The sequence below is a fragment of the uncultured Vibrio sp. genome (genome assembly GCF_947488985.1).
In the GTDB taxonomy this organism is placed as follows: Bacteria; Pseudomonadota; Gammaproteobacteria; order Enterobacterales; family Vibrionaceae; genus Vibrio.
Window position 1 is genome coordinate 13,212 of the sequence record NZ_CANLBV010000045.1, and the last position, 15,348, is coordinate 28,559.

Here is a 15,348-nt window from a genome sequence, read left to right on the forward strand (position 1 = left end):
AACGATTACTCATCATCAAATGCAGGACCTGCATAGTTATCAAATCGGGAGTGTTGACCTTGGAAAGTCAGACGAACCGAACCGATAGGACCGTTACGTTGCTTACCAAGGATGATCTCAGCAATGCCTTTTAGTGAGCTATCTGGGTTATAAACCTCATCACGATAGATAAACATGATCAAATCGGCATCTTGCTCGATCGAACCTGATTCACGCAAATCCGAGTTTACTGGGCGCTTATCAGCACGTTGCTCTAGGGAACGGTTAAGCTGAGAAAGTGCGACAACCGGAACGTTCAGTTCTTTCGCCAACGCTTTCAATGAGCGAGAGATCTCGGCGATCTCAAGAGTACGGTTCTCAGACAGTGAAGGGACGCGCATCAATTGCAGGTAATCGATCATAATCATAGAGAGACCATCGTGCTCACGAGCAATGCGTCGCGCACGCGAACGAACTTCGGTCGGCGTTAGGCCTGAGCTATCATCGATATACATATTCTTCTTTTCCATCAGAATACCCATGCTCGATGAGATACGAGCCCAATCCTCATCGTCCAGTTGCCCGGTCCGGATCTTGGTTTGGTCAACGCGAGACAGTGACGCAAGCATACGCATCATCAGCTGTTCGGCTGGCATCTCTAATGAGAAGATTAAAACCGGCTTGTCTTGCTTCATCGCGGCGTTTTCACACAAGTTCATCGCAAACGTGGTTTTACCCATCGATGGACGAGCAGCAACAATGATTAAGTCAGAGCCTTGCAGACCTGCGGTCTTTTTATTGAGATCGTTAAACCCCGTATCGACCCCGGTCACACCATCTTGTGGCGTTTTATACAGGATCTCGATACGTTCTAAGGTCTTCTCTAGAATGTTGTCGACGTTCTGCGGGCCTTCGTTTTCGCTGGCACGACCTTCGGCGATCGCAAATACCTTACTTTCAGCAAGATCAACCAGCTCTTCCGAGGAGCGACCTTGTGGATCATAGCCTGAATCCGCAATCTCATTCGCCACGCCAATTAAGCTACGCACCAACGCACGTTGCGCCACGATATCGGCGTACGCATTAATGTTGGCGGCACTTGGCGTGTTCTTGGCAAGATCGGCAAGGTAGGCAAAGCCACCCACTTCCTCGAGTTGTTCGCGTAGCTCTAAATGTTCAGAGAGTGTAATAAGATCCAGAGGAGCACTTTCTTCGAGGATATCTTTTACCGCTTCAAAGATCAGACGGTGAGGACGGCTATAAAAGTCTTTGGCCACAACCTTTTCAGCCACCGTGTCCCAGCGTTCGTTATCCAGCAACAAACCACCAATCACAGATTGCTCAGCTTCTAATGAATGTGGTGGGACCTTAATGGCATCCACCTGATCGTTGGCTGATTTCTGACTTTTGCTATCCACTATGACTACACTCAATAACTAATAAAGATCCTTCATTATACCCAAGAACATCCATTTGTAATCCTATCCTAATGGTTTGTTTTATTGTTCAGCAAAAATTTACCTATTGCTGACGGAATTAACCAAGGGTAGCATTACGATCTTTCCATTCATTAATTGTATAACTGAGGTATGCGTGTCCAAATTACTGGCTCTGAGCTCTAGTATTCTAAGATCTCATCTTCTGAGATCTAGCCTTCTGAGTACAGGTTTTCTGAGCACGAGTCTTCTGAGTACAGGTTTTCTGAGTACGCCGCTGGCATTGGCCGATGATGCGCTGGCAGCTGATCCTCAGACCTCGACCAATACTCAAACGCCAACGGATACTCAATCCTTAGCTGAAGATCAAACGTCGACTGACACTCAATCCTCAACGAATACCAAAGACTCGGTTGACGCTATCCTTGACTCTATCGTTTTACCGGAGCCGAGCGTAGAACCCGAAGTCACTACGCCCCTACCCAAAACGGATCTGGAGCTCATTCCAGAACCCGTCGATACCGAGCTGCCCAATCCACTCAAGACTGAAATAGAATTGGGTTATCAGTCGCATACGGGGAATACGGATTCACGCTCACTGAACACCCGCCTAAAAGGTGAGTACACAACGGGTCGCCACAGAAGTAGTGGAGAATGGAAGTATTACAATCTCTACAAAGATGGCGAAGAAGATAAAAGACAATCAACTTACACCGCTCAGAGTGACTACAAGTTAAGTCCGAAAACCTATCTCTACGGCAGCTTTAAAGGGGTCGATTCACGATATAGCGCCTATTTTAAGGACTACACAATTTCGAGTGGTCTTGGTTACCAGTTTTCAAATACCGAAGAGTTTGTGTTGGAAGTGGAAGTGGGGCCAGGTTATCGCTATCAAGAGCCCAACCTTGATGAAATAGACGATGATGACATCATCTTTCCAGAAATTGTTAAAGAATCGATTCTTCGTAGCAATATCAATACGTCTTGGCAGGCGTTACCCAACTTGCAACTCAAAGCCGATGTGACACTGGTCTCGGGTAACAGTAACTTGAGTGTCAATACCGAATTAGAGGCGATCAACGATATCACGGATAATATTGCCTTGAAGATAGCGCACTCTCAACAATACCACGATAAGGTACCTGAAGGGTTAAGCAAAGGCGACTCGGTGCTGTCGGTTAACCTGCTATTCCAATTCTAAGCTTAGCGACTACGACTGGCTACTTCCCCCTCGCCGCGATTAAAACGCTTTTATCTCGAAGAAAATTTAACCACGAAAGGTCAACACGCCCTAGTGTCATCCTTCCTATACTTCTATATTCCAGACATAAAAAAACACCAGCCGAAGCTGGTGTTTAAAACTTTCAAAAGAAAGAATTCGTCTTGGTACTGAAATTACTCAGCAGCAACGATAGCGATGTTCGCAGTAGCAAAAACTTCAGAGTGAAGTTGGATGCTTACTTCGAATTCGCCGATGTTACGTAGAGCGCCTTCAGGTAGGCGTACTTCGCTCTTAGCTACTGCAACACCTGCCGCTGTAATAGCGTCAGCGATGTCACGAGTACCGATAGAACCGAATAGTTTACCTTCGTCACCAGCTTTAGAAGCGATTGTAACGCCTTCTAGAGTGTTAACGCTCTCTGCACGAGCTTCAGCAGCAGCTAGTTGCTCAGCAACTTTAGCTTCTAGTTCAGCACGACGAGTTTCGAACATAGCAACGTTGTCTTTAGTTGCCATAACTGCTTTACCCTGTGGGATAAGGAAGTTACGAGCGTAACCAGATTTAACGTTTACTTGGTCGCCAAGGCCACCTAGGTTACCGATCTTATCAAGTAGAATAACTTGCATTATCTTAGTCCTCTTATAACTATTATTAACTATTACCGATTACTGATGCTTGTCAGTGTACGGTAGTAGAGCTAGGTAACGAGAACGCTTGATAGCGCGAGCTAGTTGACGCTGGTACTTAGCGCTTGTACCAGTGATACGGCTAGGTACGATTTTACCAGCTTCAGTGATGTAGTTTTTAAGAGTTGCTACGTCTTTGTAGTCAATCTCTTGTACGCCTTCTGCAGTGAAACGGCAGAATTTACGACGACGGAAGAAACGAGCCATGGGCTATCTCCTGATCTTAAATTTAGTAAAGCGGTCTTTCACGGTTATCGAAATAACCATCAACGACCTAAAACAAGTTGAGAATTTTTTAAGGCATTAAGCCAAAAAAGAATTACTCAGCAGCTGCTTCTGGTTTAGCTTCTGTACGCTCTTCACGACGAGGAGCACGCTCTGCACGCTCTTCTTTTTGCTTAAGCATAATAGATTGCTCAGTCACAGCGCCTTTAGTGCGCATGATCATGTTACGTAGAACTGCATCGTTGAAACGGAAAGCAGTTTCTAGCTCGTCAATCACTTCTTGACCAGCTTCAACGTTCATAAGAACGTAGTGAGCTTTGTGAAGCTTGTTGATTGGGTAAGCCATTTGACGACGACCCCAGTCTTCTAGACGGTGGATAGTACCGCCAGCTTCAGTGATAGAACCAGTGTAACGCTCGATCATGCCAGCAACTTGCTCGCTTTGATCAGGGTGAACCATGAATACGATTTCGTAATGACGCATTTGGTTGCTCCTTACGGATTATTAGCTTCCACGAGTGGCCCGGTCGTCCAGAGGAAGCAAGGAACTAAAGATAAATGACCGAGTTTTAAGGACGGCAAATGTTATAGAAAGAACTCAGTATTGGCAAGCGCTATTTGGCGAATAATGAAACAGTTTTTCTTTCGCCATTTAGGGGCTGTTAATCTTTCGAGCTGGCTTTTGCAGCTCTTTGTGGGAAATTTATACAAGACAGAGGCTTTGACGTGTAGCTAGCCTACATAAAAAGCCGATAACGCAGTAGAAATGAACCACAAAGGCTGCCCGAAGGGTTCGGCTAAAATCGTTTTATGCTTTGTTGAAGAATATTTGCTTAGAATGACTAGGCTACATACTCTTCGCCGCGCCTAAAACGATTTTATCTCGAACAAAATTCAACCACGAAAGAGCAACAGCCCCTTACCATCCGCGGTTCTATTGAGATCGGCCTTAATTCGATGAAAACAAACGCCCACCAGCATGTGGTGGGCGTTAGAAATAAATCAATTCAATGAGTAATTTACTGCGCTAGGCGCTGACGTACCGCTTCAAACAAACAAATACCAGAAGCTACAGACACGTTCAGGCTTGATACGCTACCCGCCATCGGGATCTTGATGAGATCATCACAAGTTTCACGCGTTAGACGACGCATACCGTCACCTTCTGCCCCCATCACAACCGCAAGTGGGCCTGTTAGTTTCGCTTGGTAGATGTCATGCGTTGCTTCACCTGCCGTGCCCACGAACCATACGCCCTGCTCTTGCAGTGCACGCATCGTGCGAGCTAGATTAGTTACACGCACGAGAGGAACCGTTTCAGCTGCACCACACGCTACCTTGCTAACCGTTGCCGTTAACGGCGAAGAACGGTCTTTTGGTACGATAACCGCAGCCACACCTGCGGCATCGGCATTACGTAGACAAGCACCAAGGTTGTGAGGGTCTGTTACACCATCTAAAACCAACAACAGTGGCTGTTCGTGCTGCGCTAGAATGTCGTCTAGGTGAGTTTCGTTAAGCTGCTTAGCAGGCTTTACTTTAGCGATAATACCTTGGTGGTTTGCACCTTGTGCTTTTTCATCCAGTGGCTTACGACCCATCTGTTGGATCGAGACACCGAACTGTTGCAGTTGGTTCAGTAATGGAAGAAGGCGCTCGTCTTGACGACCTTTCAGTACATACGCTTCGATAAAACGTGCTGGATCTTTTTCTAGTACGGCTTTCACCGCGTGAATACCGTAAATAAATTCGTTACTCATTGTCTCAAATTACTCTTATTACCCAGAGAAGAGTGACGTCAAACCGACGTATTCATCTCTGTATGGTTTATTTCGAGAGTATGCATTTTCCGCCTGATACTCTCGCATATAGATACGCTCATATTAACTGAGTGGGGCGCTATCGCTAATTAGCACAGCGCCTTATGACCTTAGACCTTGTGACCTTATGACCTTAGACCTTGTGACCTTGTGACCTTGTGACCTTAAGACCTTAAGACCTTAAGACATTCTTAAGACTTATCAGCCTTTGGCTTACGGGTTGCAGCACGCTTTTTCTTAGCGCGCGCTTTAGCAGCACCGGTCTTGTTCGCTGGCTTTTTCTTCTTAGCTGGGCCTTCGCTGCTTCCATCAGGTCGCTTAGTTGGCTCAACCAAAGGCTTCGCTGATACGCCCGGCTTGTTGCTCTTCACCGCAGAGCGCTTCTTGCTTTTCGCCTTTTTCATCGCTTCAGCTGCACGCTTCTTGGCTGTTTTGCCTTTACCGCGCGGCTGACGATCGGTGTTTTCTAAATCAAAGTCGATTTGACGGGTTTCTAAATTCACCGCAGAAACCTTCACTTTCACCGAGTCACCCAAGCGGTAGATATTACCTGAGCTTTCACCAACGAGACGCTGACCAACAGCATCGAATTGGTAGTAATCGTTCGCAAGCGCTGAGATATGTACCAAGCCATCGATGTGCAGCTCAGTAAGACGCACAAAGAAACCGAAGCCCGTGACGTTGGCAATCACGCCATCCATCACTTCACCGACATGGTCTTGCATGTATTCACACTTCAACCAGTCGTTCACTTCACGCGTTGCATCGTCAGCACGACGCTCAGTCATAGAACACTGCTCGCCGTAGAAATCCATATCATCGAAAGTGTAGTGGTAACCACCCGTTGGCGTCCAACGATCGCTATTACGCCCTTCTTCTTTGGCAATAAGGTACTTAATTGCACGGTGCAATAGCAAGTCAGGGTAACGACGAATCGGCGAGGTAAAGTGAGCATAGCGTTTTAGTGCCAAGCCAAAGTGACCCGCGTTATCCGCGTTGTAAACCGCTTGCTTCATTGAGCGTAGCAGCATGGTTTGAATCAACTCGCGATCTTCTCGCTCATTGATCTGTTGCATCAGTTTTGCGTAATCGACCGGAGAAGGTGACAAACCACCTTCTAGTGTTAAACCTAACTCACTTAAGAAGCTCTTAAAGCCAGTTAAACGCTCTTCTCCTGGAGTATCGTGAACACGGTACAGTGCTGGCTCTTTGGCTTTTTCAACAAAAGATGCCGAGGCGATATTAGCCAGAATCATACACTCTTCGATGATCTTGTGTGCATCGTTTCGGATCACGGGCTCAATACGGTCAATCTTACGATCGGCATTGAAGATAAATTTGGTTTCTACCGTTTCAAACTCAATCGCACCACGTTCGTCACGCGTTTTCTTTAGTACCTTGTACATCTTATGCAGTTCTTCAAGATGTGGAACTTCAGGCTCGTAACGCTCACGCAGCTCTTCATTGCCATCTAAGATCGCGCCGACTTTGTTGTAAGTCAGACGAGCATGAGAATTCATTACCGCTTCGTAGTGCTTGTAACCCGACAGCTTACCTTTGTCTGAGATGGTCATCTCACACACCATACATAAACGGTCGACTTGCGGGTTCAATGAACACAGGCCATTTGAAAGCACTTCTGGCAGCATTGGCACAACTTGTGACGGGAAGTATACCGAGTTACCACGGTTAATCGCTTCTTTGTCTAGCGCGGTGTCTGGGCGAACATAGTAGCTGACGTCAGCAATCGCAACCCATAGACGCCAACCGCCGCCTTTCTTCGCTTCACAGTAAACCGCGTCATCGAAGTCACGCGCATCTTCACCATCAATGGTCACCAATGGCAGTTTACGCAGATCAACACGGCCTTCTTTTGCTTCTTCAGGAACATGCTCACCGAGGTTTACGATTTGCTTATCTACCGCTTCAGGCCACTCTTGTGGGATCTGGTGGGTACGGATCGCGATCTGCGTTTCCATACCCGGCGCCATGTTCTCACCAAGCACTTCGGTCACTTTACCCATCATGTTACGAGAACGGCCACCGCGATCGGTAATTTCAATCACCACCACATTCCCCATTCGAGCACCGCCTTTATGCTCTGTAGGGATCTGGATGTCATGACTAATACGCGAATCATCGGCAACGACGTAAGAATGGCCGTACTCGAGGAAGAAGCGACCAACCAGTGGTGTTTTACGCTCTTCAAGCACACGAACCAAACGGCCTTCACGACGACCACGCTTACTGTTGTCTGTAGGCTGAACCAATACGTAGTCACCGTGCATGATGGTTTTCATCTGGTGATGCGGCAACACGATATCATTATCTTTGCCGACGCTTCCATCCGGGCGAACCCAACCATGACCGTCTTTATGACCAATCACATAGCCTTTAATCAGCTCCATCTTCTCAGGCAATGCGTAGCACTGGCGACGAGTAAAGATAAGCTGTCCATCACGCTCCATCGCACGTAAACGACGACGCAGCCCTTCGTATTGATCCTCACCAGCAAGACCTAATGCCTCAAAGAGATCGTTGCGATTCATTGGAATATTCGCGTCTGTTAGAAACGAAGTAATGAACTCTCGGCTTGGGACTGGGTTTTCGTAATTTTGCGACTCTCGGTCGGCAAAGGGATCAACAGTGGTGGTCGCTGTCGCGTTTTCTGACATCGGTGTGTTTTTTGACATAGGCGGGCCTGCTTAAGCAAGGAAGGTATATACCCTTAGTATATCTGATGCTAGGGGTAAGCTACAGATATGCTTTGGAAAAGCCCAAAATAACCTGAGATTGAGGGTCATGACTCCAACCTGTTGATTGGTATAATAGAGTCTGAATTCACTTTTTAGAGATATTTCGATGGCTACCATTCAAGTAAACTGTCGCTTTTGTAATCAATCTGAGTCTGTACGGAACATGGTATAGGTGTCTCCTCATATTTCAGGCTACGCCATAACCGTTCGATAAAAACGTTGTCGATCCAACGACCTTTCCCATCCATGCTAATCCGTACACCATGATCAGTTAATTTCTGTGTGAACTCAGAGCTAGTAAACTGACTGCCTTGATCTGAATTGAAGATATCTAGCGGTCCATAATGCTTAAGCCCTTCCTCAAGAGCTTCGATACAAAAACTCGTATCTATAGTGTTAGATAGCCGCCAGGACAATACTTTACGGCTATACCAGTCAATAATAGCAACTAAGTACAGGAGCCCTTTAGTCATTGGGATGTAGGGGTTTTGTTGCTTAATTCAGATAGAAGACATGCCTGGTCCATAGTTGCCTAATTCTTAAACAATGCACTGAGTTTCAGGCATACCTAGGCTAGTTAGTGGTTTTATATTGCGGCTTAGGCATGAAATCGGAGTCAATAAGAGAATGTCTCTGATCTGATCGTACGATTCTGATTTAGTTCACTCGATTTACGCAACAAAGCCGGATGTAGGTGGTATCAATCGCCCAAGCTTGGTTCGGGTAAGTGACTTCAACATGACGCAACAGATTAATCACTTAAAGTCATGTCCGAAAATTGAGGGCTACTTCTTATCGTATTTTACGACAGAGTCCGAAAGGGTTGCAGCCTAGAAGCTGCAACCGAATAGTGCTTTATCTAGAATACAACAATGCTTACATTAACCTGAATTAAAATCACTTCACACACATAACCCCATGGGTTTGACCAATGGTGGTGTCTGCTGATCGAGAATGAACCGTGAATGAATCTAATTTGAACTCAACAATATTTCGTTGGTAGGAGTGCTGAGAATCGCTAGTCATATATTGGTTACGCTGCAACCTAGATAATTGATTACCTTTAGCTAGGTAATCATAAATAGTTTGATACTCTTCCGTAGTTGCAATCGGCACTTCATAAAGTTCCTCACAAAAACTTGTCATATCCCACCCTGATTTGTCGGGGTCTAACAATTCCTCTGGGACATTGATGATGGTTTTATCGCCAATATTAAATTCATTAAGCGGATTAATCTCAACATTAAGTTTCTTTATCGTTTCTTTGCCATCAAACTCTGCTGAAATAAATCCATCTAAGAAGTATTCACCACCATATAACGGTACTGTAACTTCTCCGGTGTTGGATACAATCATACGATGCGGAGTGAGTGACTCCCATAATGGATTGACTGTTCCATCATCACCATATGTAGCATCTAAAAAGGATGATTCGCCTGCTTTAATAGTCTCTTCTCCTTCAATTTCAACATTATTAGAATCGATTATTAGATTATTATATCCTGCACTCATATCAAACACAGCATGCTGCACATCATTTTTAGCGACAATATGTGTGCTACCTTCGCTAATAAATTCTACTTTCCCTTGACTATCTACCGTCGCAATTCGCTTATCTAAAGAATACCACTCTAACGATTGACTATTGATCGTTTTACCATTGTTATCTTCAGCAGTCAGTTCAAGAACGTTATCCCCTAATCGTTTAATTTTAAGTTGAAATGGTATTTCACCATCCTGAGAAATACAACTAGCAAACTTGGCATCGGTAAAGTTAACAGAATCTTGCTTGAAACTTCCATCTAACCATCTAGCATAGTTTTGCTCATTAGATTTAGCTGATTGGCTAAGGTAAGGCCGAACAACAGACCAACCTTGCTGCCCGAGCACGCCTTTATAACTATTCTCATCCACAAACCCACTTAAACTTTCTAATTCAGAATCTGTTGGTCTTCTCCAGTTGTTTTTCCCATCAAACTCCATATCCGCTAGGTCTTGGCAGTAGTATGAGAATTGTCCGAGAATGTCTTGCATGTGAGCAAAATCATTATCAAATTCATGGTTGCTTCTTTGATCGAAGATCCCAAAACTGGTTTCTAACAATTCCTCGGATGTACGGTAATCATTATAGCTCTTAGGTGTCCCCCCCGAACTACGGTGGTAGCCTAAATAATTTAGTGCTGCCTCACTTGGAGAGCCGGAGAATGCCATCGACTCGAACTCTATTACTTTAATACAGCTACCAGTACTAAAGTAATCAGATGGTTCAGACTGACTGGGAAGTCCATCTTCACATCGAGAAATTAGAGGATGTTCAAAGTTAAAAACGCCATTACCAAAAAGACTCGGGTCTGAAGCCGTACTTGAGCCAGCATTGATATATATATTCGGGTTAAGTTCGGCTTGCTCCTTGGTGAGCTTTACATACAGGGCCGCATGGTTATGTCGATTCAAATTAAAGTTTTTTAGGTCTAGTGATAGCAAGCTTGCTTCATTTTCACTTAAAACCACTGCACCATTGTCATACGTTCTACTATTTTGAAACGGCGTAAAGGTGCCGTCTGGTTGATATACCCCAACCTCTAAGTTAGTAATTTTATCTCCAAGCGTCGTCCCTACGATAAAGCTGTCAATAATGAATGGTTCTGAACGTTCAGCCTCTGTATGCCCCCAACGCACAAGTAGAACCGCCTCACCATTTTTATTTGTAAACTGATCCGCTCTTGTCGGCAAGCCAACACGATAATTTGTACTATCATAGAAATTAGTTTCTAGTTTATCTTGAAAAAAGCCTCCCACTTGATCCGCCCACCCATAAGTCATATTTCCTTCATGCCCGAAACCATGATTATGAAGCTTCTCATGTAGAAAAGTAGAACTTGGGTTGGGGCTAAGCCTCATTACTGGTAATGTATGGTCCCAAACCATGAGCCAACCATCCCCAATTGTTGCTGTTCCATTCGTTCCCTCCCTCTCGGAGAGCTGGTACCGAGCATTGGGTTTATGTAATAATAGATTAGCCATTTTTATTGAGAAAGAAGAATCATCATTTGCTAATATTCTATCTGATAAACCTAAGTTTGAGGGTGCATTTTGGGCTCCAGGGACAGTGGTATGGTATCCAGGGACTACGTAGTCTTTTACGTAGTCTTCGGGTATAATGATGTTTGCCCCTTCAAGCTCATCATTCATGAACTCAATAAAATACTTGTTATAATTAAAGCTATTTCCCCAAAACTTATACCCAACAACATCCTGCTCAAAGCCATACATATGGTATCTTTCCATCTCTTGGTCTATTGCATATTGGCTAAAAGCGGTTATATTCACTTTAAAAAAGGGAGAGTCCTCATGAAAATAAACGTTAAATCCTTTATATGATTCAGGGCTATTCAAATAAACTCTTGTAAATGGTTCTATTGTTGTCCGTACATTCACATAGTTCGTCACCTCACCATTGTGGTATACCAGGTATGGATTTTTCAGAGTCCTAGGTGTGTTATTTGTTATTAGAACACGGCTTTCCCCATCTACATCTACATCTACATCTACATCTAATAAAAGAGTCGTCACATTAGAAAGATCAATGCCTTCATCCCAGCGGTTTCGGGATATTTGAGTTGAGGCGATAACATCTTCTTCGCCTATAATATAAACGTCACCTGAGGGTGGTAATTCAATGGGTGGTAATTCAATGGGTGGTAATTCAATGGGTGGTTCATCTTGAGTTGATTCACTTCCACAACCACTTAAGGTCACACTAAGAAGTAACATTAAAGTAATTTTATTTAAATGCATCTTTTTATTTCTCCTTATTTTAGAAACCGATTTATTATATAGAGTTGATAGTCGACATTTGTATCAACACCGATACCATCAACTCATAGACTGGAGGGTTGTTGGCTGGCCTATTGATAGGCGAATGACAACTGACTTGGTTAGCAAGGCATTGATAAAGGCATATAACCTGGAGGCAACTGAGAAAGGGGCTTGTGTTCCACAGCGACAGAGGCTCCCAGTATACGAGTAGACAATATCGCCAACAGCTACAGGGTTATAGTATGCGGGCGAGCATGGGAAATGTCGGTGCTTGTTGGAACAATGCCGTGGTCGAGCGGTTCTTCGGAAGCTTAAAGCACGACAGGTTGTTTAAAGTGCACCAACCAACCATAGAGCATATAAAGGAAGAGATGCACGATAAGATTATCGGCACCTTTATTGAACGAGAGTATTATCATTAATCAACAGGTTGGAGTCATGAGCAGATTGAGGGCTGCCTAGGCTTGAGGTAACCGACAACAGTTTATGGAATGGATCAAAAAGACCCCATCGATTACCTCTCTTTCTCGTGAAAAGTAGATAAGTATGGGGTCTTTTCGTGACCAGTTGTCGCTCAACGAGTGCAGTGTTGAGTCATCAGCTGTGATTCAATACTCTGTTTACCAGAACATATTTTACCAAAACACATCTCGGCGTTTGGCTCGAGAAATAATGTTGTCTGGCATACGCTGCTCTAAGCCGCTTCGAAGCACTGTAATGCGCTTATGTTGCCTTTGGTCTGCGGTGACTGAGTTATATAACCAGCGGTAAGCGTCTTCATAATCCAGTGGGCTACCATAATCACGTAACAAGAGTTCCGCTAAGTGGATGCTGGCACTGAGATTCCCCATAGAGGCCGCTTCACGCAGGTACGGGATCGCGCGCTCTTTGTCTTGTTGTACCAAAGTACCCTGAGAATAATAGCGACCTAGCTGCTCAAGTGCAGCCGGTAAGCCTTGATGCGCGGCGTTCTCCATATAGTAAAGACCAAGCTCTACATCTTGAGGGACGCATACCCCCCAAGCCAGCATATCACCGTATAAAAACTCGTAAGAAGGCAAGCTGATACGCGTTGCGCGAGCCACGATATCTTCAACTAACTGGCACTGATCCGCTTTCACTCGCTCTAAGTGTCGATTATTCTCGATTAATTTAATCAGCTCAGCTTCTGTGTATATTGGAACGGGCTCTCCCACGTCAGCTAAGTTTGCATGACTCAAGGGTGAGATAAGCGCCATTACCAATGAAGCTGCTACCATTCGTAGCTTCATACCTGCACTCTGTTATCTGTCGCTAAAGTTATCTATTGAGGTCAGTCCGTCGACGATATCGACACGCACCCAATAGGGTGAACTTCACTTTCCATGATATCTGTATCGGCAACAAGCCTGACGCCTTTAGACAAAACTTGCCGCTAATGGGCAATATTTTGCCTGATACTGTTCAAAAAATCACCAGCCAATGCTTAGACTCTAAATTACAGGCATTAAAAAGCCGACTGAATAAAGTCGGCTTTTAGAAACGATTTCATTATCAGAGCACCTTAATTGTCAAAAGCAATATTGATGCTGTGGTAATCACTCTGCGGGCATTACGCGCCGTATGGGTGAACCTTGATGATAGTTTCGTTACGATCTGGACCCGTTGATACGATATCAATTGGCACACCTGTTAGGTCTTCGATACGCTTGATGTAATCTAGAGCAGCTTGTGGAAGCGCATCGATAGATTTAGCACCAAAGGTGTTTTCAGACCAACCAGGCATTGTTTCGTAGATTGGCGTTGCTTCTTCGAATGACTCAGCAGCCATTGGAGAAACTTCTAGGATAGAACCGTCTTTCATCTTGTAACCAGTACAGATTTTTAGTTCTTCTAGGCCATCTAGAACGTCTAGTTTAGTTAGACACATACCAGATAGAGAGTTGATTTGGATTGCACGACGCATAGCGACAGCATCGAACCAGCCTGTACGACGTAGACGACCGGTTGTTGCGCCAAACTCGTGACCAACATCGCCTAGGTGCTTACCAATTGGATCTTGCTTCTCAAGGCCATCGTATAGCTCAGTTGGGAATGGACCTGAACCAACACGAGTACAGTAAGCCTTAGTAATGCCAAGGATGTAACCGATGTGACGAGGACCGAAACCAGAACCGGCAGCAACACCACCAGCGGTCGTGTTAGAAGACGTTACGTATGGGTAAGTACCGTGGTCGATATCGAGTAGCGTACCTTGAGCACCTTCGAACATGATCTTGTCGCCGCGCTTACGTGCTGCGTCTAGTTCGTCAGTTACGTCGATAACCATTGCAGTTAACATATCTGCGTAGCTCATCGCTTGCTCAAGTACTTCTTCGTAGCTTACTGTGTCAGCTTTGTAGAAGTGCTCTAGTTGGAAGTTATGGAATTCCATGACTTCTTTTAGCTTCTCAGCAAATGCTGCTTTATCGAAAAGGTCGCCAACGCGTAGACCGCGACGAGCAACTTTATCTTCGTAAGCTGGACCAATACCACGACCTGTTGTGCCGATAGCTTTCGCGCCACGAGCGATTTCACGCGCGTTGTCGATTGCAATGTGGTACGGAAGAATTAAAGGACAAGCTTCAGAAATGAAAAGACGCTCACGAACTGGAATGCCGCGCTCTTCAAGAGGTTTCATTTCTTTTAGAAGTGCGTCAGGCGATAGTACTACACCGTTACCAATAACACATTTAACGTTATTGCGTAGGATGCCTGATGGAATTAAGTGAAGAACGGTTTTTTCACCGTCAATTACAAGTGTATGACCTGCATTGTGACCGCCTTGGTAGCGAACCACGTATTTTGCATCTTCAGTTAAAAGGTCAACAATTTTACCTTTACCTTCATCACCCCATTGGGTGCCTAGAACGACTACGTTATTTCCCATCTTTCCAATTTCTGTTGCTAATTAAAAATGGATTCTAGCACTGAATCACACTTTTTGCAGTCACTTTTTGTTCATAATCGCGAATCCTGTTCAAAAATAAACCAAGTATAACCAAGGGTAAATATAAAAAGATGCTGATATCATTGCCTTTTCGCAGATAAAAGGCAGCATCATGTCTGATTCAATTTGGTTCGCCATTGGGCTCGTTCTTATCGTTGAAGGGCTTGGCCCCTTAGTCGCCCCAAACGGCTGGAGAAATATGGTGGCTCAACTTAGCCAGCAACCTGATAGCCAATTACGCCGCATTGGAGGTTGCCTTGTCGTCGCTGGCGCGGTGATCGCTTTCATGACTTATGGTTAAGAGATTCGAGATTCGAGATTCGAGATTCGAGATTCGAGATTCGAGATTCGAGATTCGAGATTCGAGATTCGAGATTCGAGATTCGAGATTCGAGATTCGAGATTCGAGATTCGAGATTCGAGATTCGAGATTCGAG

At 44.8% G+C, this 15,348-nt stretch carries 11 protein-coding genes and 2 pseudogenes; 3 read left to right on the forward strand and 10 right to left on the reverse strand.

Annotated features, from left to right (window positions below; genetic code table 11):
- Positions 1–5 precede the first annotated feature (5 nt).
- A complete protein-coding gene (locus Q1A70_RS11470; RefSeq protein ID WP_299691060.1) occupies positions 6–1,397 on the reverse strand; it encodes a replicative DNA helicase in 1,392 nt (463 codons plus the stop codon).
- 106 nt (positions 1,398–1,503) lie between these two features.
- Here Q1A70_RS11470 and Q1A70_RS11475 point away from each other — a divergent pair, with 106 nt between their 5' ends.
- Entirely contained in the window at positions 1,504–2,616 is a 1,113-nt protein-coding gene (locus Q1A70_RS11475) for a DUF481 domain-containing protein (protein ID WP_299691063.1), read from the forward strand.
- 194 nt (positions 2,617–2,810) lie between these two features.
- Here the strand turns inward: Q1A70_RS11475 and rplI are convergent, their stop codons facing one another.
- From rplI to Q1A70_RS11510, 7 genes and pseudogenes are all read right to left on the reverse strand, one after another.
- Positions 2,811–3,263 (reverse strand): 50S ribosomal protein L9, encoded by a 453-nt coding sequence (rplI, locus tag Q1A70_RS11480; RefSeq protein WP_299691066.1) that lies wholly within the window; start codon positions 3,261–3,263, stop codon positions 2,811–2,813.
- A gap of 39 nt (positions 3,264–3,302) precedes the next feature.
- Positions 3,303–3,530 (reverse strand): 30S ribosomal protein S18, encoded by a 228-nt coding sequence (gene rpsR / locus Q1A70_RS11485; RefSeq protein ID WP_000090472.1) that lies wholly within the window; start codon positions 3,528–3,530, stop codon positions 3,303–3,305.
- A gap of 112 nt (positions 3,531–3,642) precedes the next feature.
- Entirely contained in the window at positions 3,643–4,032 is a 390-nt protein-coding gene (gene rpsF, locus Q1A70_RS11490) for a 30S ribosomal protein S6 (protein ID WP_004741278.1), read from the reverse strand.
- A 535-nt stretch (positions 4,033–4,567) separates the two neighbouring features.
- Positions 4,568–5,308 (reverse strand): 23S rRNA (guanosine(2251)-2'-O)-methyltransferase RlmB, encoded by a 741-nt coding sequence (gene rlmB / locus Q1A70_RS11495; RefSeq protein ID WP_017632696.1) that lies wholly within the window; start codon positions 5,306–5,308, stop codon positions 4,568–4,570.
- A gap of 251 nt (positions 5,309–5,559) precedes the next feature.
- Complete coding sequence (rnr, locus tag Q1A70_RS11500; RefSeq protein WP_299691073.1) at positions 5,560–8,061, reverse strand: ribonuclease R; 2,502 nt, start codon at positions 8,059–8,061, stop codon at positions 5,560–5,562.
- 239 nt (positions 8,062–8,300) lie between these two features.
- Positions 8,301–8,606 (reverse strand): annotated as a pseudogene (locus Q1A70_RS11505) (DDE-type integrase/transposase/recombinase); the annotation flags it as partial.
- A 415-nt stretch (positions 8,607–9,021) separates the two neighbouring features.
- Positions 9,022–11,922 (reverse strand): hypothetical protein, encoded by a 2,901-nt coding sequence (locus tag Q1A70_RS11510; RefSeq protein WP_299691076.1) that lies wholly within the window; start codon positions 11,920–11,922, stop codon positions 9,022–9,024.
- 94 nt (positions 11,923–12,016) lie between these two features.
- On the opposite strand from Q1A70_RS11510, the pseudogene Q1A70_RS11515 reads away from it, so the two are divergent.
- Positions 12,017–12,317, forward strand: a pseudogene (locus Q1A70_RS11515) (DDE-type integrase/transposase/recombinase); the annotation flags it as partial.
- Between the two features lie 261 nt (positions 12,318–12,578).
- Here the strand turns inward: Q1A70_RS11515 and Q1A70_RS11520 are convergent.
- Together Q1A70_RS11520 and Q1A70_RS11525 are read right to left on the reverse strand one after the other, a co-directional pair.
- Entirely contained in the window at positions 12,579–13,214 is a 636-nt protein-coding gene (locus Q1A70_RS11520; protein WP_299691079.1) for a tetratricopeptide repeat protein, read from the reverse strand.
- Between the two features lie 320 nt (positions 13,215–13,534).
- Positions 13,535–14,851 (reverse strand): adenylosuccinate synthase, encoded by a 1,317-nt coding sequence (locus tag Q1A70_RS11525; RefSeq protein WP_299691082.1) that lies wholly within the window; start codon positions 14,849–14,851, stop codon positions 13,535–13,537.
- Positions 14,852–15,023: 172 nt separating this feature from the next.
- Between Q1A70_RS11525 and Q1A70_RS11530 the strand changes: the two genes are divergently transcribed.
- Positions 15,024–15,212: a DUF2065 domain-containing protein gene (locus tag Q1A70_RS11530; protein WP_299691085.1), complete on the forward strand. Its 189-nt coding sequence runs from the start codon at positions 15,024–15,026 to the stop codon at positions 15,210–15,212.
- Positions 15,213–15,348: the final 136 nt, after the last annotated feature.